At 74.7% G+C, this 22,713-nt stretch carries 18 protein-coding genes and 1 pseudogene; 14 read left to right on the forward strand and 5 right to left on the reverse strand.

The features are described 5' to 3' along the window. The 5 genes from infB to ACYVKY_RS21605 form a co-directional block, all read left to right on the forward strand. Positions 1-2,036 (forward strand): translation initiation factor IF-2 (infB, locus tag ACYVKY_RS21585; RefSeq protein ID WP_460437046.1); only part of this gene is annotated, 2,036 nt, incomplete at its 5' end. Positions 2,037-2,052: 16 nt separating this feature from the next. Beyond that, complete coding sequence (locus ACYVKY_RS21590; protein ID WP_460437076.1) at positions 2,053-2,346, forward strand: DUF503 domain-containing protein; 294 nt, start codon at positions 2,053-2,055, stop codon at positions 2,344-2,346. A gap of 15 nt (positions 2,347-2,361) precedes the next feature. After that, on the forward strand, positions 2,362-2,826 hold the full coding sequence (gene rbfA, locus ACYVKY_RS21595; protein WP_460437047.1) for a ribosome-binding factor A: 465 nt from the start codon (positions 2,362-2,364) through the stop codon (positions 2,824-2,826). Beyond that, positions 2,823-3,719 (forward strand): tRNA pseudouridine synthase B, encoded by an 897-nt coding sequence (gene truB, locus ACYVKY_RS21600; protein WP_460437048.1) that lies wholly within the window; start codon positions 2,823-2,825, stop codon positions 3,717-3,719. The genes rbfA and truB overlap by 4 nt, the downstream gene beginning before the upstream one ends. Before the next feature lie 93 nt (positions 3,720-3,812). After that, complete coding sequence (locus ACYVKY_RS21605) at positions 3,813-4,508, forward strand: snapalysin family zinc-dependent metalloprotease (RefSeq protein WP_460437049.1); 696 nt, start codon at positions 3,813-3,815, stop codon at positions 4,506-4,508. A 40-nt stretch (positions 4,509-4,548) separates the two neighbouring features. Here ACYVKY_RS21605 and ACYVKY_RS21610 read toward each other — a convergent pair whose 3' ends face one another. Then, positions 4,549-5,616, reverse strand: coding sequence for a LacI family DNA-binding transcriptional regulator (locus ACYVKY_RS21610; protein ID WP_460437050.1), 1,068 nt, complete (start codon positions 5,614-5,616; stop codon positions 4,549-4,551). A 45-nt stretch (positions 5,617-5,661) separates the two neighbouring features. Here ACYVKY_RS21610 and arfA point away from each other — a divergent pair, with 45 nt between their 5' ends. The 8 genes from arfA (at position 5,662) to ACYVKY_RS21650 (ending at position 15,885) form a co-directional block, all read left to right on the forward strand. Then, entirely contained in the window at positions 5,662-7,194 is a 1,533-nt protein-coding gene (gene arfA, locus ACYVKY_RS21615) for an alpha-N-arabinofuranosidase (RefSeq protein WP_460437051.1), read from the forward strand. An 88-nt stretch (positions 7,195-7,282) separates the two neighbouring features. Then, on the forward strand, positions 7,283-8,650 hold the full coding sequence (locus ACYVKY_RS21620; RefSeq protein ID WP_460437052.1) for an ABC transporter substrate-binding protein: 1,368 nt from the start codon (positions 7,283-7,285) through the stop codon (positions 8,648-8,650). 5 nt (positions 8,651-8,655) lie between these two features. Then, a complete protein-coding gene (locus tag ACYVKY_RS21625) occupies positions 8,656-9,558 on the forward strand; it encodes a carbohydrate ABC transporter permease (RefSeq protein WP_460437053.1) in 903 nt (300 codons plus the stop codon). A gap of 3 nt (positions 9,559-9,561) precedes the next feature. Beyond that, complete coding sequence (locus ACYVKY_RS21630; RefSeq protein WP_460437054.1) at positions 9,562-10,410, forward strand: carbohydrate ABC transporter permease; 849 nt, start codon at positions 9,562-9,564, stop codon at positions 10,408-10,410. 5 nt (positions 10,411-10,415) lie between these two features. Further along, the gene (locus tag ACYVKY_RS21635; protein ID WP_460437055.1) at positions 10,416-12,737 is read left to right on the forward strand and encodes a family 43 glycosylhydrolase; all 2,322 of its coding nucleotides are present in this window, start codon (positions 10,416-10,418) and stop codon (positions 12,735-12,737) included. Beyond that, complete coding sequence (locus ACYVKY_RS21640; RefSeq protein WP_460437056.1) at positions 12,734-13,780, forward strand: glycoside hydrolase family 43 protein; 1,047 nt, start codon at positions 12,734-12,736, stop codon at positions 13,778-13,780. The genes ACYVKY_RS21635 and ACYVKY_RS21640 overlap by 4 nt, the downstream gene beginning before the upstream one ends. Before the next feature lie 95 nt (positions 13,781-13,875). After that, a complete protein-coding gene (locus tag ACYVKY_RS21645; protein WP_460437057.1) occupies positions 13,876-14,856 on the forward strand; it encodes a bifunctional riboflavin kinase/FMN adenylyltransferase in 981 nt (326 codons plus the stop codon). Between the two features lie 21 nt (positions 14,857-14,877). Then, entirely contained in the window at positions 14,878-15,885 is a 1,008-nt protein-coding gene (locus tag ACYVKY_RS21650) for a hypothetical protein (RefSeq protein WP_460437058.1), read from the forward strand. Positions 15,886-15,890: 5 nt separating this feature from the next. Here ACYVKY_RS21650 and ACYVKY_RS21655 read toward each other — a convergent pair whose 3' ends face one another. Beyond that, on the reverse strand, positions 15,891-16,865 hold the full coding sequence (locus ACYVKY_RS21655; protein ID WP_460437059.1) for an alpha/beta hydrolase: 975 nt from the start codon (positions 16,863-16,865) through the stop codon (positions 15,891-15,893). Between the two features lie 47 nt (positions 16,866-16,912). Further along, a complete protein-coding gene (locus ACYVKY_RS21660; protein ID WP_460437060.1) occupies positions 16,913-17,617 on the reverse strand; it encodes an ArsR/SmtB family transcription factor in 705 nt (234 codons plus the stop codon). A gap of 65 nt (positions 17,618-17,682) precedes the next feature. On the opposite strand from ACYVKY_RS21660, the gene ACYVKY_RS21665 reads away from it, so the two are divergent. Beyond that, entirely contained in the window at positions 17,683-19,062 is a 1,380-nt protein-coding gene (locus tag ACYVKY_RS21665) for an isocitrate lyase/PEP mutase family protein (protein ID WP_460437061.1), read from the forward strand. A 290-nt stretch (positions 19,063-19,352) separates the two neighbouring features. On the opposite strand, the pseudogene ACYVKY_RS21670 reads toward ACYVKY_RS21665, so the two are convergent. Together ACYVKY_RS21670 and ACYVKY_RS21675 are read right to left on the reverse strand one after the other, a co-directional pair. Next, positions 19,353-19,886, reverse strand: a pseudogene (locus ACYVKY_RS21670) (HNH endonuclease signature motif containing protein); the annotation flags it as partial. A 567-nt stretch (positions 19,887-20,453) separates the two neighbouring features. Beyond that, positions 20,454-22,682: a putative bifunctional diguanylate cyclase/phosphodiesterase gene (locus ACYVKY_RS21675; RefSeq protein WP_460437062.1), complete on the reverse strand. Its 2,229-nt coding sequence runs from the start codon at positions 22,680-22,682 to the stop codon at positions 20,454-20,456. Positions 22,683-22,713: the final 31 nt, after the last annotated feature.

Here is a 22,713-nt window from a genome sequence, read left to right on the forward strand (position 1 = left end):
GTCCCGGCGGCGGTGGCGGCGGCTTCGGCGGCGGTGCCGGTCGTCCCGGCGGCGCTCCCGCCGGCGGCGGCTTCGGCAAGGGCAGCCGCGGTCGCGGCGGCACGCAGGGCGCCTTCGGGCGCGCCGGCGGCCGTCCGGTCCGTGGTCGCAAGAGCAAGCGCGCGAAGCGCCAGGAGTTCGACGCCCAGGCGCCGCCGTCGATGGCCGGCTCGACCGTCCCCCACGGCGACGGCAGCACGGTCATCCGGATCCGGCGCGGGTCGTCCCTGAACGACTTCGCCGAGCGCATCGACGCCAACCCCGCGGCGCTGGTCACCGTGCTCATCCACCTCGGTGAGATGGCCACGGCGACCCAGTCGCTGGACGAGGAGACCTTCCAGCTCCTCGGCGCCGAGCTCGGGTACGACATCCAGGTCGTCTCGCCCGAGGACGAGGAGCGCGAGCTGTTCGGCTCGTTCAACATCGACCTCGAGGCCGAGGCCGAGGGCGAGGGCGACGACGAGCTCGAGGCGCGTCCGCCGGTCGTCACGGTCGTGGGTCACGTCGACCACGGCAAGACCCGGCTGCTCGACGCCATCCGCCAGGCCGACGTGCTGTCGGGCGAGGCGGGCGGCATCACCCAGCACATCGGCGCGTACCAGGTGCGCACCGACCACGAGGGCGTCGAGCGGGCCATCACGTTCATCGACACCCCGGGTCACGAGGCGTTCACCGCCATGCGCGCCCGTGGTGCCAAGGTCACCGACATCGCGATCCTCGTGGTGGCGGCCGACGACGGCGTGATGCCCCAGACGATCGAGGCGCTCAACCACATGCAGGCGGCCGACGTGCCGATCGTGGTGGCCATCAACAAGATCGACGTCGAGGGTGCGAACCCGGACAAGATCAAGCAGCAGCTCACCGAGTACAACCTCGTCGCCGAGGAGTACGGCGGCGAGACGATGTTCGTGCCGGTCTCGGCGAAGCAGGGCCAGAACATCGACCAGCTGCTCGACGCCGTGCTGCTGACGGCCGACGCCGCGCTCGACCTGCGGGCCAACCCGGACAAGGACGCCCGCGGCGTGGCCATCGAGGCCCACCTCGACAAGGGCCGCGGCGCCACCGCGACCGTGCTGGTGCAGTCCGGCACGCTGCGGGTCGGCGACGCGATCGTCGCCGGCGCGGCCCACGGCCGCGTCCGCGCCATGCTCGACGAGCACGGCGAGAACGTCGAGGAGGCGCTGCCGTCGCGTCCGGTGCTGGTGCTCGGCCTGCAGGCCGTGCCCGGCGCGGGCGACACGTTCATCGTCGCCCCGGACGACCGCACCGCCCGGCAGATCGCCGAGCGCCGCGAGGCCGCCGACCGCGCCGCGGTCCTGGCCAAGCGCCGCAAGCGGATCAGCCTGGAGGACCTCACCGAGGCCCTGGCCGCGGGCAAGGTCGAGACGCTCAACCTCATCCTCAAGGGCGACGTGGCCGGTTCGGTCGAGGCGCTCGAGGAGTCGCTGCTGAAGATCGAGGTCGCGGGCGACGTCGAGCTGCGGATCATCCACCGCGGCGTGGGTGCGATCACCCAGAACGACGTCAACCTGGCCACGGTCGACAACGCGATCGTGATCGGCTTCAACGTGCGTCCCGCCGAGCGGGTCGCCGAGCTGGCCGAGCGCGAGGGCGTCGACCTGCGGTTCTACTCGGTGATCTACAACGCCATCGAGGAGGTCGAGAGCGCGCTCAAGGGCCTGCTCAAGCCGGAGTACGAGGAGGTGCAGCTCGGCACCGCCGAGGTGCGCGAGGTCTACCGCTCCTCGAAGTTCGGCAACATCGCGGGCTGCCTCGTGCGGTCGGGCATCGTGCGCCGCAACACCAGGGCGCGCCTGGTGCGCGACGGCACGGTCGTGGGCGACAACCTGTCGATCGAGTCGCTGCGCCGGTTCAAGGACGACGCGACCGAGGTCCGCGAGGGCTACGAGTGCGGTATCGGCCTGGGGTCGTTCAACGACATCAAGGTCGACGACGTGATCGAGACCTTCGAGATGCAGGAGAAGGCGCGAGCCTGATCACCGGGAGGTGCGGGTGATCGTCGGCTCGCTGCGGCTGGACGTCCTGCTCGGGGACGTCCACTCGCTGAAGCACAAGCGGGCGGTCCTGCGCCCCCTGCTCGCCGAGCTGCGTCGCTTCGACGTCAGCGCGGCCGAGACGGGGGCGCAGGACCTGCACCGCCGGGCCGAGGTCGGTGTGTCGCTGGTGGGCGGCGACCACCCCCACGTGCGCTCCGTGCTGGAGCGGTGCGAGCGGGTGGTCGCCGCCAACCCCGAGGTCGAGCTGCTCGCGGCGCGGCTGCGGGTGTGGGACGACGAGGACGAGTGAGAGGCAGGCACGCAGATGGCTGACCCGGCACGCGCACGCAAGCTGGCCGACCGGATCAAGGTGGTCGTGGCGGAGACGCTCGAGCGCAGGGTCAAGGACCCGCGCCTGGGGTTCGTCACCGTCACCGACACCCGCGTCACGGGCGACCTGCAGCACGCCACCGTCTTCTACACCGTGTACGGCGACGAGACCGAGAAGGCCGCGACCGCAGCGGCTCTCGAGTCGGCGAAGGGCAAGCTGCGCTCGGAGATGGGCAAGGCCGTCGGCACCCGGCTGACGCCGACGCTGGAGTTCGTCGCCGACGCCGTCCCCGAGAACGCCGCCTCGATCGCCGACCTGCTCGCGGCCGCCAAGGCCAAGGACGCCGAGGTCGCCGCGCTCGCGCAGGGCAAGCAGTACGCCGGCGAGGCCGACCCCTACCGCCACCCCGAGCTCGACGACGTCGCCCCGGACGACGAGGACGACGACGAGGGCGAGTGATCCCGCCGCCCGGCGGGCTGGTGCTCGTCGACAAGCCGCAGGGCTGGACGAGCCACGACGTCGTCGCCCGGGTGCGCCGGCTGGCCTCCACCCGGCGGGTGGGGCACGCGGGGACGCTCGACCCGATGGCGACCGGCGTGCTGGTGCTCGGCGTCGAGCGGGCCACCAAGCTGCTCACCTACCTGGTGGGGGCCGACAAGACCTACACGGCGACGGTCCGGCTCGGCGTCACCACCGTCACCGACGACGCCGAGGGCGACCCCACCGCGGTCGTCGACGCGTCCGGGGTCGACCTGGCCGCCGTGCGCAGGGCGGCCGTCCCGCTCACCGGGCCGATCGCCCAGGTGCCCAGCTCGGTCAGCGCGATCAAGGTCGACGGCAAGCGGTCCTACGCCCGGGTGCGTGCGGGGGAGGGCGTCGAGCTCGCCGCCCGGCCCGTGACCGTGCACCGGTTCGACGTGCTGGGCTCGCGCCCCGGCGACCACGACGGCACCCCGGTGCTCGACGTCGACGTCGAGGTCGAGGTGTCCTCCGGCACGTACGTCCGGGCGCTGGCGCGCGACCTCGGCGCGGCGCTCGGCGTCGGCGGGCACCTGACCGCGTTGCGCCGCACCCGCGTCGGCCCCTACGGCCTCGACCGCTGCCGGACGCTGGAGCAGCTCGAGACCGACCTCGCCCTGCTGCCCTCGGCCGACGCCGCGCGGGCGGCGTTCCCGGCGCGCGAGCTCACCGAGGAGGAGGCGCAGGCGCTGTCGCACGGCCGCCCGCTCGAGGCCGCCGGCCTGGGGGAGGGCCCGGTCGCGGCGTTCGCCCCCGACGGCACGCTGGTCGCGCTGCTGACCGAGCGCGGCACCCGGGCGCGACCGCTGCTCGTCCTGCACGCCGCGGGCTGACCAGCAGAACCCAGCTCCGGCTGGTATCTACCCATTTGTCCGAATTTCCGGTAGACAGTCCTGCGGACCATCCACCGATTCGCAGGAGGACCCATGACCGTCCGCACCAGGATCGCCGGCGCGCTCGCGGCCGGGACGCTGGTCGCCGGTGCGCTGCTCGGGAGCGCACCGTCGTCCGAGGCCCCGGACACCACCGCGACCGCCACCGCCGTACCGCAGGCCGCCTCGGGCTACGTGCCCGGCTCCGCCGACGACGCCCAGAACGACCGGCTCCGCGCCCAGCTCGAGCAGGCGCTCGCCGCGCAGGGCGGCGAGCTGCGCACCGGGCCGCAGGCCACCGCCGAGGACGCCGCGACCGTCTACTTCGACGCCTCGCAGGCGCCCTCGTTCGCGTCCGAGATCCGCCAGTCGGCCTCGATCTGGAACTCCTCGGTCAGCAACGTCCGCCTCGTCGAGGGCAGCCCGGCGTCGCTGGAGTACTACGAGGGCAACGACTCCCGTGGCTCGTACGCCTACAGCGACGGTCGCGGCAACGGGTACGTCTTCCTCGACTACGCGCAGAACGACGTCTACGACTCGCTGCGCGTCACCACGCACGAGACCGGCCACGTGCTGGGCCTGCCCGACAACTACAGCGGCCCGTGCAGCGAGCTGATGAGCGGCGGCGGCCCCGGCCCGTCGTGCACGAACGCCTACCCGAACTCGGCCGAGATCGCGTCCGTGGACGCGATCTGGTCGGGCTCGTTCGCCCAGTCCGACCTGGCGCTCGCCGCGTTCGGCGCTCGCTGAGCAGCACCCGCACCAGCCTGCAGCACGAGAGCACCGCCGGTCAGCGACCGGCGGTGCTCTCGCGCACGAGCAGCTCGTGCCCGACGACGACCTCCTGCGGGTCATCGGCGTCGCCGCCGACGCGGCGGTCGAGCAGGGCCAGGGCCTCACGCGCCAGGGCGTCGAGGTCCGGGCGCACGCTGGTCAGCGACGGGACGCTGTACGCGCCGTCCTCGATGGCGTCGATCCCGACGATCGCGACGTCGTCGGGGACGCGCACGCCCGCCAGCGCCAGGCCACGCAGCGCGCCGACGGCCAGCAGGTCGTCGAAGCAGAACAGCGCGTCCGGCCGGTCGGGCCGGGCGAGCAGCTCCGTGGCGGCGCGCGCGCCGTGCGCCCGGCCGAACTCCTCGACCTCGACGACGAGCGAGTCGTCCACGGGCACACCGGCTTCCGCGTGCGCGTCGCGCCACCCGCGCAGCCGCAGGTGCGCCGTGCCGGCGCTCTCGCGACGCTGCGCGCCGACCGCGGCGACGCGTCGCCGTCCGAGCGCGAGCAGGTGCGCGGTCGCCTCCCGCGCCGCGGCGACGTTGTCGATCGCGACGTGGTCGACCGGCCCGTCGAGCACCCGCTCGCCGAGCAGCACGACGGGGACCGACGGGCGCTGCCCGCGCAGGTCGTCGGCGCCCAGGGCGAGCGGGCTCAGCAGCACGCCGTCGACGAGGTGCGCGCCGCGGCCGTCGAGCAGCTCGAGCTCGCGCTCGCGGACGCCGTCGGTCTGGTCGATCAGCACGGTCCAGCCGTGCGTCGCCGCGGCGGCGATCGTGGCGCGGGCCAGGGCGCTGAAGTACGGGGCGTCCAGCGCGGGGACGGCGAGCGCGACCACGCCGGTGCGGCCCTGCCGCAGCTGGCGGGCCGACAGGTTCGGCCGGTAGCCGAGCTCGGCCAGGCTGGCCTCGACCCGCTCGCGGGTCGACGGCGAGACCCGCACGGTGCCGCGGACGACGTTCGAGACCGTCTTCACCGACACGCCCGCGTGCTCGGCCACCTGCTTCAGGCCGATCCGCGCGCTCCCCGAGACCACCACGACCGAGCACGCTACCGCCCCGGCGGCGGGGAGGTTCGTCATCGACCGACCCTTTACAACGTTGTAAACGTTCGATAGGAATGCGCCATGGCTACCTCGGCGACGGTGCGGGTGTCCCCGGCGGACGTGCGGGCGCGGATCGACCGCCGGCTGTTCGGCTCGTTCGTCGAGCACATGGGGCGGTGCGTCTACACCGGCGTCTTCGAGCCCGACCACCCCACCGCCGACGCGGACGGCTTCCGCGGCGACGTGGCCGACCTCGTCCGCGAGCTCGGCCCCACCGTGCTGCGCTACCCCGGCGGCAACTTCGTCTCCAGCTACAAGTGGGAGGACGGCGTCGGGCCCCGCGAGCAGCGTCCGACCCGGCTCGACCTGGCGTGGCGCTCGATCGAGCCCAACGACCTCGGCCTGGACGAGTTCGTGCCGTGGGCGCGCTCGGTGGGCGCCGAGCCGATGATGGCCGTCAACCTCGGCACCCGCGGCGTGCACGAGGCGATCGACGTCCTCGAGTACACGAACCACCCGGGCGGCACCTACTGGTCCGACCTGCGGGCCGAGCACGGCGCCAAGGAGCCGCACGACGTGCGGCTGTGGTGCCTCGGCAACGAGCTCGACGGGCCGTGGCAGATGGGCGCCAAGACCGCCGAGGAGTACGGCCGGCTCGCGCACGAGACCGCCAAGGCGATGCGGATGGTCGACCCGACGATCGAGCTGGTCGCGGTCGGCAGCTCGAACCACCAGATGCCGACCTTCGGCAGCTGGGAGCGGACCGTCCTGGAGCACACCTACGACCAGGTCGACCACCTCTCGCTGCACGCCTACTACGAGGAGCACGACGGCGACCGCGCCAGCTTCCTCGCCAGCGCCGTCGACATGGACGCCTTCATCGACGAGGTCGCCGCGATCTCCGACCGGGTCGGCGCCGCACGCGGGTCGTCGAAGCGGCTCACGCTCTCGTTCGACGAGTGGAACGTCTGGTACCAGTCGCGCTTCGTCGGCCAGACCAACCTCGACTGGACGTTCGCCCCGCACCTGATCGAGGACGACTACACGGCCGTCGACGCCGTCGTGGTCGGCAGCCTGATGATGTCGCTGCTCGAGCACAGCGACCGCGTGGCGATCGCCTGCCAGGCGCAGCTGGTGAACGTGATCGCCCCGATCCGCACGCTGCCGGGGGGTCCGGCGTGGCGGCAGAGCGCGTTCCACCCGTTCGCGCTGACCGCGCGGCACGCCCGCGGTCACTCGCTGCGCACCGAGGTCAGCGCGCCCCGGCTCGCCACCGACCGCTACGACCAGGTCGACGCGCTGCAGGTGACGGCCACCCACGACCCCGAGGCGGGCGAGGCGTGCCTGCTGCTCGTGCACCGCGGGCAGGACGGCGTGCTGCCGGTCGACGTCGACCTCACGGCGTTCGGCGCGGGCACCCAGGTGCTCGAGCACGTGCAGCTCGCCGGTGACGGCACCACCACCAACACCCCCGACCACCCCGACGCGGTCGCACCGGTCGTCGTCGGCGGCACCGGCGTGCGCGACGGGGTCCTGGCCCTCGAGCTGGCGCCGGCGTCCTGGTCGATGCTGCGCCTCGCCGTCCCCGGTGCGCGCGCCGGCGACCCCGACTGACCGCCTCCACCCCGCGACCCCACTACCACCCCGAGACCCCACCACCACCCCCGACACCCACCGCACGACATCGACGGAGATGAGTGACATGGCCGACACCCGGCGCCCCCTCGGCAGCACCACCCTCTGGACCCCCGACGCCCTGTCGCGGCGCGGCTTCCTCGGTCTCGGCGGGGCCCTCGGTCTCGGCCTCGGGCTCGCCGCCTGCGGCGGGGGCGGCGGCGGTGCGGCCTCCCGCGCCACCGGCGACGGCGGCGCGGGCGGCTACGACGGCCCCGCCGTCGAGCTGGCGTTCTGGAACGGCTTCACCGGCGGCGACGGCCCGATCATGCGCGACATGGCCGACACCTTCAGCGCGGACCAGGCGAACATCGACGTGAAGATGACGACGATGGAGTGGGCCGACTACTACCAGAAGGTCCCGTCGGCGGTCACGACCGGCAACGGCCCGGACGTCGGCATCATGCACGTCGACTCCCTGGCCACCAACGCCGCCCGCGGCGTCATCCAGCCGCTCGACGACGTCGCCGAGGCGCTCGGCTTCAAGGAGGAGGACTTCGCGGCGGAGGTCTGGAACGCCGGCATCTACGACGGCGCGCGCTACGGCATCCCGCTCGACGTCCACCCGCTCGGCATGTTCTACAACAAGACCGTCCTCGAGCAGGCCGGGCTCGACCCCGAGAACCCGCCGCAGACGATGGACGACTACATGGCCGCGCTCGCCGAGCTGAAGAAGGCCGGCATCCAGGGCCACTGGGCCACGCCGTTCCAGTTCACCGGCGCGTTCCAGTTCCAGTCGCTGCTGTGGCAGTTCGGCGGCGACCTGTTCAACGAGGACACCACCGAGGCGACGTTCAACTCCGACGCCGGCGTCGAGGCGCTCACCTGGCTGCGCTCGCTGGTCGACCAGGGGTACAGCCCCTCGGACGTCGGCCAGGACGCCGACAGCATCGCGTTCCAGAACGGGCAGGCGGCGTTCTGCTGGAACGGCATCTGGGCGATGAACCAGTACGCCGAGGTGTCCGGCCTGGAGTGGGGCGCGGCGCCGCTGCCGCAGATCGGCGACCAGCCGGGCGCCTGGGCGGGCTCGCACCAGTTCGTCATCATGAAGCAGCGTCGGCCCGACGAGAACAAGCTCGAGGCCGCGAAGGTCTTCATCAACGAGATCAGCCAGCAGTCGCTGGAGTGGGCGGGCGGCGGCCAGGTGCCGGCGCGCAAGGAGATCCGCGAGGGTGCCGACTTCGCCGCGCTCGAGGTGCAGTCCACGCTCGCGCAGCAGGTCGACGCGCTCCGGTTCCCGCCGCCGGTCGCCGGTGTCGGCGACGCCCTGGCGCCGATGAACGAGGCCGTGAACCTCGCCGTGCTCGGCAGGTCCGAGCCGAAGGCCGCCCTCGACGACGCCGCGTCGCAGGCGGCGAAGATCCTCGAGGAGAACCGCAAGAAGTACGGGGGCTGAGCCTCGTGGCACCACGTCCGCGCTCGCCCAAGGCTCCCGGGCCGCTGACGCCGTACCTGTTCCTCGCGCCCTTCGGGATCCTGTTCGTCACGTTCGTGCTCGGTCCGGCCCTGTACGGGCTCTGGATCAGCCTGCACGAGTGGGACTACATGCTCCCGAACCAGCCGTTCGTCGGGCTGGAGAACTACACCGACCTGCTCGACCCGGAGTCGGTCGTCTACGGCGACTTCTGGCAGAGCATGCGGGCGACCGCGGTGTTCACGCTGGCGAGCGTGCCGCTGCTCGTCGTCGTGCCGCTGGTCGTCGCGCTGCTGCTGAACCGGGACTTCCGCGGCCGCAACGTGTTCCGCGCCATCTACCTCGCGCCGTTCGTCCTGGGCATCGCGGTCGTCGGCGTGCTGTGGCGGTTCCTGCTCGACCGCAACATCGGCTTCGTCAACTACGCCCTCGGCGTGGTCGGGCTGCCCGACGACACGGCCTGGCTGACGTCGATGCCGTGGGCGTGGGTGTCGCTGGTGGTGCTCACGGTCTGGTGGACGATGGGCTTCAACGCGATCATCTACCTCGCCGGGCTGCAGGACGTGCCACGCCAGCTCTACGAGGCGGCGCGCATCGACGGCGCCACCCGCTGGCAGGAGTTCCGCTTCGTCACCCTGCCGTCGCTGCGTCCGGTGATGCTGTTCGTCGTCACCATCACGATCCTGGCGTCGGCCAACATGTTCGGGCAGTCGTTCCTGGTGACCCAGGGCGCGCCGGGCAACGAGACCCGCACGGCGATCATGTACATCGCGAACGAGGGCCTCGCCGGTTTCCGGATGGGCAACGCCGCGGCGATGAGCTACGTGCTGGCCGCCGTGCTGGCCGTGATCGCCGTCCTGAACTTCCGCCTCCTGCGGCCAAGGGACTGAGCCATGACGACGACGACGAGATCCTCCCGCGTCTCCCGCACCCTGGTGCTGGTGGCGATGATCGGGCTCGCGTTGGTGATCGTGGGCCCGCTGCTGTGGATGGTGACGACCTCGCTGCGGACGAACTCCGACGCGACGAGCCTGCCGCTGTCGTGGATCCCGCGCGAGCCCTCGCTCGACGGGTACACCGAGATCATCTCGGCCAACTCCGACGCCACCCCGGTGCTGCGCTGGTTCCTCAACAGCATGGTGGCCGCCACGGCCCACATGCTGCTGGTGCTGGTGGTGACCTCGCTGGCGGGCTACGCGCTGGCCCGGATGGAGTTCCCCGGCAAGAAGGTCATCTTCTGGCTGATCATCCTGACGCTGTTCATCCCCGGGTTCGTCTTCCTGATCCCGAACTTCCTCATCGTCGACCGGCTCGGCTGGCTCGACACCCTGTGGGCGCTCATCGTCCCCGGGGCGGCAGGGGCGTTCGGGGTCTTCTTCTTCCGGCAGTTCTTCAGCGCGCTGCCGGTCGAGCTCGAGGAGGCCGCGCTCATCGACGGGGCGAACTACTGGCAGATCTTCCGGCGCATCATCGTGCCGCTCAGCAAGCCGGCGTTCGCCACGCTGGCCGTGCTGTCGTTCCTGGCCAACTGGAACGACTTCCTGTGGCCCGTCTACGTGCTGTTCAGCGCCGAGAACCTGACGCTGCCACCGGGTCTGAGCATCCTGCAGGGCGCGTACACCACGAACTACCCCGTCATCATGGCCGGCGCCGTGCTGGCCAGCGTCCCCGTCCTGATCCTGTTCTTCTTCACCCAGCGCTGGGTGATCGAGGGTGTCGCGCAGAGCGGCCTGAAGGGTTGACCCGCATGAGGAACCTGCTCCGTCCCGTCGTCCCCGGCGCGGTGGCGCTGCTGGCCCTGGGCCTGCTGCCCAGCACCGCCGGTGCCGCGCCCGACACCTCCGCCGCCACGCTGACCAACCCGGTCACGCGCGAGATCGCCGACACCTGGGCCGATCCCGCGGTGATCCGAGGCAAGGACGGCTGGTGGTACGCCTACGCCACCAGCGACCCGCTGCGCGAGGGCGACACCGAGATCGAGCCGATGCACGTGGCGCGCTCGCAGGACCTCGTCGACTGGGAGTACCTCGGCAACGTCTTCGACGAGGCCGCCGAGCCGGCCTGGGCCGACGACGACAGCTTCTTCTGGGCGCCCGACATCCGCTACGTCGACGGCCGGTACGTCCTCTACTACACGGCGACGAACACGCTGGTGTCCGACCAGGACTTCGACGTCGCGATCGGCGTCGCCACGGCGCCGGCACCGACCGGGCCGTGGACCGACTCGGGCGCTCCGGTGGTCGCGCCCCGTCCGTCCGGCAACGGCGACTACCTCGGGACGATCGACCCGACGATGCTCACCGCCCTCGACGGCACCCGGTACCTGTACTACGGCGGCTACTACGGCGGCATCTTCGTCACCGAGCTGACCGACGACGGCCTGCGCGCGGTGGGGGAGCCCACCCGCGTCACCATCGACAACCGGTACGAGGGCGCGTACGTCGTCGAGCGCGACGGCGCGTACTACCTGATGGCGTCGTCGGCGAACTGCTGCGCCGGCCCGGCCACCGGCTACAGCGTCTTCGTCGGGAGGTCGGACAGCCCGACCGGGCCGTTCCTCGACCGGGACGGGCTGTCGCTGCTCGACTCGCGGGTCGGCGGCACGACGGTGGTCAGCCCCAACGGCAACACCTGGATCGGGCCCGGGCACCACGCGGTGCTCACCGACGCGTCCGGCCAGGACTGGATGGCGTACCACGCGATCGACCGCGACGACCCGTACCTGAACGGCACCGACGGCATCAACGAGCGGCCGATGCTGCTCGACCGTCTCGACTGGGTCGACGGCTGGCCGACGGTGAACGCGGGCGCCTGGGCGTCCGACCAGCCGGTCGCGGCACCGGTGACCACCGGTCCGGTCGACGACGCCTTCGACGCCGGCATCGCGGCGCGCGACTGGCGCCGGGTCGGCGGCGGCTGGACGACCCGCACCGAGCCCGACGCCGGCACCTACGTGCACCGCACGGTGTCCGGCCCGACGCCCGGCCTGCTGCTGGCGAAGGACGAGGTGCCCGCGGACCGTCGCGTCGAGGCCGACGTCCGCTCGCCGGAGGCCGTGCTCGGCGCGGCCGGCGGCACCGGCACCGCGGGGCTCGTCGTGCGCTGGTCCGGCGCGCGCGACCACGTCGTCGCCGCCGTCGACGCGTCCGCGTCGGCCCTGGTGGTCACGACCACCCGCGGCGGCCGCTCGACGAGCGTGAGCGAGCCGCTGCCGGCGTCGTTCGACCCGACCAGCTGGCACACGCTCGCGGCCGAGCTGCGCGGCGACCGGCTCGTCGTCGACGTCACCGACGCCGGGCTCGGCGACCCCTACGCGGTGCTCGAGACCGAGCTGGCGCCCGACCGGCGCGCCACCGGCGTCGTCGGCGTCCTTGCGGACGACGGCCCCGTCGACGTCGACAACGTCCTGGCGGCGGGGCTCTTCACGCCGGTCACCGAGCTCGCGCCGGTACCCGAGGTCGGCGAGGTCGACCCGGCGTACTCGGACGAGTTCGACGGCGGCCTGGCACCGGGGACGACCTGGGTGCGCCAGGACCCCGACGCGCGGGTCGAGGGCGGCGAGCTGGTCTGGCCGACGCAGGCCGCCGACCTGGTCGGCGACGTGAACGACGCGGCCGTGCTGCTGCGCGACGCGCCGCAGGGCGACTACGTGGTCGAGACGAAGCTGACCATCGACCTCGGGACCGAGACCGTGCGCAACTTCCAGCAGGGCGGTCTGGTGGCCTACGTCGACGACGACGAGTTCCTGCGGCTGTCGCACGTGGCGATCTGGAACACCCGCCAGACCGAGTTCGCCAAGGAGCTGCGCTACGACGGCGGCACGCGGTTCGGCGGGATGCTCGTCGGGACGCCGGCCGACACCACGTGGCTGCGGCTCGCGCACACCGTCGACCCGGGGAACGGCGAGCACGAGCTGCGCGCCGCGACGAGCCGCGACGGCGAGCACTGGACCTGGGGCGGCACCTGGACGCTGCCCGCGGGCAGCGAGCCGCGGATCGGTCTGGTGGCGCAGGGCGGCGACTCGCCGCAGGCGACGGCCCGGTTCGACTACCTGCGGGTGCACCGGTGAGGTCGGGGGCGAGGGTGGCGGCGGCCTGCCTGGCCGCGGCCGCCCTCGCCCTGACGGGCTGCGCCGCGGACGACGCGGGCGCGGTGGAGGACGCGACGAGCGCGACCGACCAGGAGGGTGCGCAGGTGGAGCAGGAGCAGGCGGGCGACCGCGACCGGGTGTTCGACGAGAACTTCCCCGACCCGCACGTGATCGCGGTCGACGGCACGTTCTGGGCGTACGCCACCAACGGCGAGGGCTCGAACCTGCCGGTGCTGCGCTCGTCCGACCTGCGCTCGTGGGAGCGGGTCGGCGACGGTCTGCCGACCCTCGGGGCGTGGGCGACCACCGGCAGGACGTGGGCGCCCGAGGTGCTCGTCACCGACGACGGGCGGTACGTCGCCTACTACACCGCGGCCGGACGCGAGAGCGGGCGGCAGTGCATCGGCCGCGCGGTCGCGACCGACCCCGCCGGGCCCTTCGTCGACGACAGCACGGTGCCGCTGGTGTGCCAGGCGGACGAGGGCGGCTCGATCGACGCCAGCCCGTTCCGCGACGAGGACGGCAGCCTGTACCTGCTCTGGAAGAACGACGGCAACGCGGTCGGGCGCGACACCTGGCTCTACGCCCAGCCGCTCGCCCCCGACGGGCTGTCGCTGGTGGGCGAGCCGGTGCAGCTGCTGCAGCAGGACGCCCCCTGGGAGGGCGACCTGGTCGAGGCGCCGTTCCTGTGGCGGCACACCGACCCCGCGACCGGCGAGGGGCAGCTGTTCCTGTTCTTCTCCGCCAACGACTACGGCTCGGCCGACTACGCCGTCGGCTACGCGCGCTGCGAGACCCCGCTGGGTCCGTGCACCAAGGGCGAGGAGAACCCGATCCTCACCTCGGCCGGCGAGGCAGCCGGCCCCGGCCACAACAGCGTCGTCGAGGCCGACGGGAAGGCGTGGTTCGTCTACCACGCCTGGGCGCCGGACTCGATCGGGTCGACCTTCCCGGGGCGGACGATGTGGATCAGCGAGCTCGTCGTGGAGGACGGCGTCCCCGTGGTGCGGGGACCGGCCTGACGCAGACCGGCCTGACGCAGACCGGCCTGACGCAGACCGGCCTGACGCCCGGCCTGACGCAGACCACCCCGCGGCCGGACCGTAGGGTGTGCGCCGTGGACCGGTGGACCAGCGCGGACGACGTGCCGCCCGGCCACGGCCCCTCGGTCGTGGCGATCGGCAACTTCGACGGCGTGCACCGCGGGCACCGCAGCGTCCTCGTCCGCCTGATCGAGGAGGCCCGCGCCCGCGACGCGCGCGCGGTCGCCATCACCTTCGACCCGCACCCGCTGCAGCTGCTGCACCCCGAGCGCGCCCCCGAGCTGCTCACCGGCACCGCGACCAAGCTCGACCTGCTGGCGGCCACCGGCATCGACGCCGCGTTCGTCATGCCGTTCACCCGCGAGCTCGCGTCGATGACGCCGCGCGAGTTCGTGCAGCAGGTGCTCGTCGACCTGCTCGGCACCGTCGCCGTCGCCGTCGGGCACGACATCCGGTTCGGCGTCCGGAACTCCGGCGACCTGGCGACGATGCAGGGGCTCGGCGCCGAGCTGGGCTTCGACGTGGTCGTCCTCGACGACGTCACCGGCCCGGTGCACGGCGCGCCGTCCGAGGGACGCCGCTGGTCCTCGTCCTGGGTGCGCGAGCTGCTCACCGCGGGCGACGTCGCGTCCGCCGCCGACGTGCTCGGCCGTCCGCACCGGGTGGTGGGCGAGGTGGTGCACGGCGACCACCGCGGCCGCGAGCTCGGGTTCCCGACCGCGAACCTGGCGCAGGCGGCGACGGGCATGGTGCCCGCCGACGGCGTCTACGCCGGCTGGCTCGTGCGGCTCGACCTGGACGCCGAGGAGCCCGACCGGGTGCTCCCCGCGGCGGTCTCGATCGGCACCAACCCGACCTTCGACGGCACCGTGCGCCGGGTCGAGGCCCACGTGCTCGACCGCACCGACCTCGACCTGTACGGCGAGACCGTCGCCGTCGAGCTGGTCGAGCGGCTGCGCGACACCATCGCGTACACAGGGGTCGAGCCGCTGGTCGCCCAGATGCACCAGGACGTCGCCCGCTGCCGCGAGGTGCTGTCGGTGGTCGCGCCGTGACGTCCCGGCCGTGAGGCGCGCGTGAAGCACCTGACGCCGCCCGACCCGCACGACCCGGCGGCGGTGCGCGCGGCCGCCGAGACCTGGTTCCTGGCCAAGGGCCTGCCCTGGTTCGTCGACGCCGAGCACGAGCGGGTCGAGTCGCTGCTCGTCCGCGGCCGGCTGACCCAGATCGTCCTCGGGGCGGCGCTGGTGGCGGTGGCGTTCGGCGTCGGGTCGGGCTGGCTGTCCGGTCAGGCGTCCAGCGGCGCCGCCGTGTCGGCGACGGTGATCGGGCTCGTGCTGTTCGGCTGGTCGCTGTGGCGGCTGCGGTTCGGGCCGGTGCTCACCTGGGCGCTGAGGCGCACCCGCTCCGCGCTCGGCCTGCTGGTCCCGCTCGTGACCCGCGCGCTGCCGCTGCTGCTGTTCTTCAACGTCGTCATGTTCATCAACACCGAGGTGTGGCAGGTCGCCTCCTCGCTGCCGGTGGGCGTGCTGTGGCTGACCGTGCTGCTGTTCGCCGCGCTCGCCGTGCTGTTCCTCGTGGCCCGGCTGCCCGAGGAGGTCGACCGGGTGCTCGGCGAGGTCGACGACGAGCAGGACGGCGTCGCGCTGCGCCGGGCGGTGGCGGGCACCCCGGTCGAGGAGGCGACCGGTCGGCTGCTCGACGACCTCACGCCCGAGCAGCGGGCGGAGCTGCGGGTGCCGCTCGGACGGCTGCAGCGGGTGAACCTCATGCTCGTGCTGCTCGTGGTGCAGGCCACCCAGGTGCTGCTGCTCGCGCTGGCCGTGTTCGCGTTCTTCGTCCTGTTCGGGACGGTGGCGATCCGGCCCGAGATCGTCGAGTCGTGGATCGGGCACCCCCCGACCGGCGGCTCGCTCAGCACCCAGCTCGGTCAGGTCTCGATCTTCCTGGCGGCGTTCTCGGGCCTGTACTTCACCGTCTACGCGATCACCGACGAGACCTACCGGCGGCAGTTCTTCACCCAGATCACCACCGAGCTCGAGCACGCCGTCGGCGTCCGGGCCGTGTACCGCGCCCTGCGCTGAATCCCTCAGCGCAGCGCGACCGCGAGCTCCTGGACGACCTCGGCGAGCGCCTGGTGCGCGGCGGGCGCGAAGCCCGGGAGCGAGAAGAACCCGTGCGGGACGCCCTCGTAGCGCGTGTACCGGACGGCCACCCCGGCGGCGCGCAGCGCGTCGGCGTAGCGCTCGCCGTCGTCCTCGAGCGGGTCGTTGTCGGCGGTGAGCACGAGCGCCGGCGCGACGCCCTCGAGGTCGGCGTGCAGCGGGCTGACCGCGGGGTCGTCGGGCGCCAGGTCGCTGCCGCCGAGGTAGTGCGCGAGGAAGGCGTCGATGCTGCGCCGCGGCAGCACCGGGGCGTGCGGGCGCGCGGCGATCGACGGCGACGACAGCGTCAGGTCGACCGCGGGGTAGACGAGCACCTGCTGGCGCAGCGGGGCGGGCGGCGCGTCGGGGCCGCCCGCGCGCAGGGCGTCGCGGTGCCGGATCGCGAGCAGCGCCGCGACGTTGCCGCCCGCGCTGTCGCCGGTCACCGCCACCCGGGACGCGTCGACGCCGACGACCGCCGGCTCGCGCAGCAGGTGGGCGAGCACCGCCCAGCAGTCGTCGACCGCGGCCGGGGCCGGGTGCTCGGGCGCCAGCCGGTAGTCGACCGACACCACGACCGCGTCGAGCCGGGCGGCGAGGGTGCTGCAGGCCCAGTCGTTCTGCTGCAGGTTGCCGAGCACCCAGCCGCCGCCGTGGGCGTTCAGCACCAGCGGTGCGGCGCCCGACGCGCGGTGCCCGCGGTACACGCGGACGGGGACGCCGGCCAGCACCTGGTCACGGACGGCCACCCCGCGCGCCCGGCGGCCCAGGCTGAGCGGCAGCAGCACCGGCGGCAGGTCGCGCTCGCGGGTGCGGCGGATGCGGTCGGCGTCCATCCGGCCGACGTCGAACCGGCCGGTCAGCTGCAGGGCGCGGGTGAGCAGCTGGGTGCGCAGGGGGAGCGGCTGGGAGGGTCGCACGGGTCCATCCGACCAGACGGCGCCGGTGGGTGCTCGGTCGAGGTCGCTCACTCGAGGGCGAGCGGGCCGAGGCGCTGGACGACCGCGTCCGCGCCGACGGGGGTGAGGCGGACGGCGCGGCTGCCGCGCTCGCGCCGCACCCACCCCGCGCCGGTGGCGAGGCCGAGCAGCGCGGCGCCCGCTGCGCCGCCGAGGTGCGGACGGCGCTCGGTCCAGTCCAGGCACGACCGCGCGGCCGGGCGGCGGCCTGCCTGCAGGCGCGCGACCTCGCCGGCCTCGAGGTCGTCGAACCAGTCCGCCCCGGCGGGCGTCAGGTCGACCCCGTGGGTGAGCAGGCCGCGAGCGACCATCGCGTCGGTGAGCGCGACGCCGAGGCGGCCGGCGAGGTGGTCGTAGCAGGTGCGGCCGCGGGCCAGCGCCGCCGACGCGCGCACCCGGCGCAGGCTGCCGCTCTCGGGCGGCGGCGGGCCGACGTGGGCGAGCAGCGTCTCGAGCAGCGCGGCCTGCCCCGGGCCGGCGAGGCGCAGGTAGCGGTGCCGGCCCTGCCGCTCCTGCACCAGCAGCCCGCCCGCGACCAGCCGGTCGAGGTGGGCGCTGGCGGTCGACGGCGCGATGCCCGCCGCCCCGGCGAGCTCGCCCGCCGTCCACGCGCGGCCGTCGAGCAGCGCGAGGCAGAGCGCCGCCCGGGTGGGGTCGGCCACCAGGGCCGCGAGCGCGGCGACGTCGGCGGCGACCCCGGTCTGCGCTCCCACCGGTCCATCGTGCCCCGCCGACGTGTCGGCACCCGCCGAACCGTCGGCCGGGCAGCCTGGACGCCATGAGCGACGACGTCCGCCGTGCCCGCCCGTCCGAGGCTGCTGCCGTGCTCGAGGACCCGGCCTGGGTGGTGTCGGTGGTCGCGGCGCCAGCCGTCGGCGCGAGGAGCCTGGCGTGGCTGCGCGCGCACGTCGTCCGGTTCAGCGAGGGACCCGCCCACGCGCGCCGCCGCGCACTCGTCGACGCCGTGCTCGCGCAGCGGGTGCCGACGACGCTGCGGCGGGCGGGCGACCCGACCGCCACGCTCGCGGCCGCGCTCGGCCTGCCGCGCGAGTCGGCGCGCGACGTGCGGACGGTCGCCGCGTCGTACCAGCCGCACGTGGTGCAGGACCCGGCAGCCGACGGCACGGTCGACCGGCTCGAGGCGGGTGGGGGCGGGCGGTACGACGAGCCGACGGCCGCGGTGATCTGCGCGGTCGTGCAGGCCTCGGCCGCCGTCGACGCCGCGCTGGCGGGACGCCGGCCGCCCGTACCCGCCACCCGTCGCATCGGCCCCGCCGGGGAGCTGCTCGAGGTGCCGCTCGACGACCTGCCGTTCGGCGCGGGGCGGCACGCCTGCCCCGGACAGGCCCACGCGGACGCCCTGGTGGCCGGCGCCACCGCCTTCGCGCGGCTGCACCACGGGCCGGAGCCGCTGGTGCTGCCGAACGCCTGGGACGTGGCGTCGGCCGCGGCGCTCGTGCGGGCGGGCTTCGCGGCCGTCGGCACCACGAGCCTCGGGGTGGCGGCTGCGCTGGGGGTGCCCGACGCCGGCGGGCACGCCGCGGACGCGACGCTCGACCTGGCGCGGCGGCTGGCCGCGCTGCCCGTGCCGGTCACCGTCGACCTCGAGTCCGGCCTCGTGCACGGCGACCCGCACGAGCTCGGTGCCCGGCTCTGGGAGGCCGGGGTCGCCGGCGTCAACGTCGAGGACGGGCGCGGCGCCGCGCTGGCCGACCCCGCCGAGCAGGTCGCGGTCGTGCGGGCGCTCAAGTCCGGGGCGCCCGGGCTGTTCGTGAACGCGCGCACCGACACGCACTGGCTGGGCGACCGGCTCGGCGCCGCGGACCGCAGCAGCACCCTCGACCGGCTGCGCGCCTACGCCGACGCCGGCGCCGACGGCGTGTTCGTGCCCGGCCTGACCGACGAGCGCGCGCTCGCCGAGGTGGTGGCCGCCGTGCCGCTGCCGGTGAACGTGCTGGCGCAGCTGCCGCTGCCCGCGCTGCGCGACCTGGGCGTCCGGCTCGTCAGCACCGGCTCGTTGCTCGCCCGCGCGGCGCTGGGTGCGGTCGTGCGGACGGCCGAGGCGGTGCGCGACGGCGCGCCGGGTGCCGAGGCGGCCCCGGACGCGCTCGCGTACGACGTCGCGGACGACCTCTGGCGGCTCGTCGGACCGCGGTAGCCGCTGGCGCGCGCGGCGCCTACCCGGCGGGCGGCGGGCGCCGTCGTCGGGCGAGCTCGTCGTCGGGGGGCAGCAGCACCCACCGGCTGTCGACCGGTTCGCCGGTCGGGGGCGACCACCCGTCCTCCGTCAGCGGCGTCGACGCGCTCGCACGGACGCCGACGCGGGACGCCGGCACGGACCGCACCGCCGGGCTCGATGCCCGCGTGGTTCGTCACCCGCAGCGCGCCGGCGGCCCCCGGCGCGAGTGACGGGTCGCCCGACAGCTGCAGCCGGCCGGCGTGGACGTCGCGGTGGTGGTGCGGGCAGAGGGCGACGTTCGTGCCGAGGTCGGTGCGGCCGCCCCGCGACCACGGCACCAGGTGGTGCACCTCGAGGTGGCCGGTGCCGCCGACGGGGCAGCCGGGCACCCGGCACCCGCGGTCGCGGTCCTCGACCAGGCGGCGGGTGCGCTCGGGGACGATGCGCTGCTCGCGGCCGACCGACACGGGCAGGCCGTCGACCTCGCGCACGAGCGTCGCGACGGCGTCGCAGCCGAGCCGCGACGCCATCGCGGGGGTGATCGCCCCGGCGCCGTTCAGCCAGCCCGCGGGCGAGCTCGCGTCGACGTGCACGTGCACCCGGTAGTGCGCCCGCCGCGACGTCGACGCCACCGAGGCCAGCGAGCGGGAGGCGATCTCGACGAGGGCGTCGGCGTAGGAGGCCTCGGCGTCGCCGGCGGTGAACCGGGCGTCCCTGGCCTCGCGCAGCGCCTGCTCGACGAGGGCTCCCTGGTCGGCCGGCGCGTCGAAGGACAGCAGGAAGCGGCCGTCGTCGTAGCGCATCCGCAGACCCGCCGGGCGGTCGGCCCGCTCGGTGCGGGTGGGCCGCGGCTCCTCGGTCTGCGGCCGGTCGTCCGGCACGTCGAACGCGTACCGGCCGAGCAGGCGCTGCAGCTGCGGCACCGTCGCGTGCGGGGCGAGGTCGGCGACCGCCTGCTGGTGGGCGACCGGCGTGTGCCGCACGACGACGACGGCCTGCTCGAGCGTCAGCCGGCCCTCCTGCACGTGCTGCTCGACGGCGGGCAGCTCCGGCAGCCGCCGAGCCACCTCGACCACCTCGCGCGCCCGCGCCGCCGACGTGCCGGTGTGCACCACGAGCCAGTGCGCGGGGGAGCGGTACCCGCCGTCGGCCCAGCGGCCCTGCGCCACCACGTCGGCGGCCAGGGCGACCAGCGCGGCGTTCGCCTCGTTCAGCCGCGCCACGACGTGCGTCGCGCGGTCGACCAGCGACCGCTCGCGGTCGAGGTCCGCGTCAGGTCGCCGGAGCGCGGTGACGGTCACGTGCTCGATCGTACAGGTGTTCGACTGAGTTGCGCATTCCGCTGAGCGCGAACGGGTCGTGAGTCACCGTCAGGCCTGCCGCACGGTCGGGGCCAGGCCCGGCCGGTGCGCGATCGCGGGGTGCTCGAGGGGCGGCACATGCGGCAGCAGCCCGGGCGCGACCGGGCGGGCGAACCAGAACCCCTGCGCCAGCGGGACGCCGAGGCACCGGGCCGCCTCGGCGGTGACCTCGTCCTCGATGCCCTCGGCGACGACCGCCAGACCCAGCCGCCGGCCGAGCTCGGCGACCGAGCCGAGCACGGCGTCGGCGGTCGGGTCGGTGCCGACGCCGGCGAGCAGGGAGCGGTCGACCTTCAGCACGTCGACGGGCAGCGCGCGCAGCCGGGTGAGCGTGGACGACCCGACGCCGAAGTCGTCGACGGCCACCAGCGGCCCGAGGTCGCGCAGCCGCCCGACGGCAGCGACGGCGGCGTCGCCCTCGTCGGCGAACACCGACTCGGTGACCTCCAGGACGAGCCAGCGGGCCAGGTCGGGACGCGCGCGCAGCGCCTCGGCGATCGCGTCCACGGCGCAGGGGTCGCGCAGCTGCTGCCACGAGACGTTCACCGACACCTGACGCGGTGCACCCGCCTGCACCCACCCCGCGAGGTCGTCGAGCACGACCTGCAGCACGCGGGCGCCGAGCCGCTGCACCAGCCCGGCCCGCTCGGCGACGGGGACGAACACCGCGGGCGGCACGGCGCCGAGCTCGTCGTCGTCCCAGCGCGCGAGCGCCTCGAGCGCGACGACGCGGGCGTCCTCGAGCCGCACCAGCGGCTGGTAGTGCACGTGCAGCGCCTGCGCGCCGGTCACCCGCAGCCGCTCGGCCACGGCGCGTTCGTGCAGCCGCCGGCCGAGCAGCGCGTCGTCGACCACGACGAGGCGGTTCTTGCCGGCCCGCTTGGCCTCCTGCAGCGCGACGTCGGCGTCGCGCAGGCCGGTGCGGCCGTCGCCGGTGTGCCGCGCGAGGCCCAGGCTGATCGTCACCTCGGGGTGCTGGGCGTCGGCGCCGCGCTCGAGCAGGCGGCGGGCGAAGCACTCCGCGCCCTCGCGGTCGCCGGGCACCAGGACGGCGAACTCGTCGCCGCCGACGCGGGCGACGACGGCCCCGGCCGGCGCGGCCCCGGTGAGGCGGTCGGCGAACCGGCGCAGCACGTCGTCGCCGGCGTCGTGCCCGTGCCGGTCGTTCACCTCCTTGAACCCGTCGAGGTCGGCGACGAGCAGCCACCCGGGGCCGCCCGCCATCAGCTCGGCGAGGTGGCGGCGGTTGGCCAGGCCGGTGAGGGGGTCGCTGGCCGCCTGGGCGCCGAGCCGGTCGATCAGGTCGTGCTGGGCCTGCCGCACGACGAGCAGCCGGCCCAGCACCAGGGCCATCGTGAGCGTGGCCAGGACGACGGTGGCCACCCGCACCGGGTGGCCGACGAGCGCGACGCACGCCAGCACCCAGCAGACGAAGTGCACGACCACGGCGGACGGCGTCTCGGCGAGCACCCGCCCGGGTGCGGCGGCCCGGTGGCTCCCGGGGTGCGCGGCCGCGGCGGGCACGACCAGCACGGCGGCGGCGAGGACGGCGACGCCGGCGACCCGGGTGTCGAGGCCGCCCGCCATCGACGCCCAGAACACGGCGGTGCCGAGGGCGAACAGGGCCCCGGCGCCGGCGAACCACGCGTCGTCCGGGGAGCGCGACTGCCACCAGTGCACGACCAGCGGTGCCACCACGAGGACCGTCGCGGCGAGGTAGGCGGTGGCGAGGCCGCCACCGGGGGTGAGGGTGCGCCCGCCCCCGACGGCGGGGAGCACCGCCTGGACGTAGAGGAGCGCCACGCCGGAGCTGACCAGCAGCCCGTCCAGCAGGTCGCGGCGCACCGTGGTGACCGGCACCTCGCCGGGCGGGGACCACCAGGTGCGGACCGAGGACCAGAGCATCCACGGCAGCAGGGACGCGAAACCGAGGTCGACCAGGGTCGGGGGCGGCGCGCCCGGGCGCAGCAGCGCCAGCCCGACCTGGCCCAGGTTGAGCACCGCGCCGACCAGCATCGCCACGACGAGAGGGCGACCGACGCGCGGGGACGGCGGCAGCCGCCGCAGCAGGGCGGCCACGACCACGGCGACCACGAGGTTGGTGGCCGAGAGCACGGCGAAGGCGACCGGGAGGGACCCCGCGGCGACGACACCGGCGGCGACCCCGAGCGCCACCGCTCCGACCGTCCACCGGCCCGCGGGTGCGGCGAGCCACGGCACCGACCCGGCTACCTGCATGGTCCGACTCCCTCCCGACGTCCCCTTCGGC

The sequence above is a fragment of the Angustibacter speluncae genome, assembly GCF_054777815.1.

Coding starts and splice junctions, on each gene's coding strand:
- ACYVKY_RS21635 (WP_460437055.1), top strand. CDS start 10,416: ATGAGGAACCTGCTCCGTCCCGTCGTCCCCGGCGCGGTGGCGCTGCTG.
- ACYVKY_RS21665 (WP_460437061.1), top strand. CDS start 17,683: ATGAGCGACGACGTCCGCCGTGCCCGCCCGTCCGAGGCTGCTGCCGTG.
- ACYVKY_RS21620 (WP_460437052.1), top strand. CDS start 7,283: ATGGCCGACACCCGGCGCCCCCTCGGCAGCACCACCCTCTGGACCCCC.
- ACYVKY_RS21610 (WP_460437050.1), bottom strand. CDS start 5,616: ATGACGAACCTCCCCGCCGCCGGGGCGGTAGCGTGCTCGGTCGTGGTG.
- ACYVKY_RS21675 (WP_460437062.1), bottom strand. CDS start 22,682: ATGCAGGTAGCCGGGTCGGTGCCGTGGCTCGCCGCACCCGCGGGCCGG.
- rbfA (WP_460437047.1), top strand. CDS start 2,362: ATGGCTGACCCGGCACGCGCACGCAAGCTGGCCGACCGGATCAAGGTG.
- ACYVKY_RS21630 (WP_460437054.1), top strand. CDS start 9,562: ATGACGACGACGACGAGATCCTCCCGCGTCTCCCGCACCCTGGTGCTG.
- arfA (WP_460437051.1), top strand. CDS start 5,662: ATGGCTACCTCGGCGACGGTGCGGGTGTCCCCGGCGGACGTGCGGGCG.
- ACYVKY_RS21605 (WP_460437049.1), top strand. CDS start 3,813: ATGACCGTCCGCACCAGGATCGCCGGCGCGCTCGCGGCCGGGACGCTG.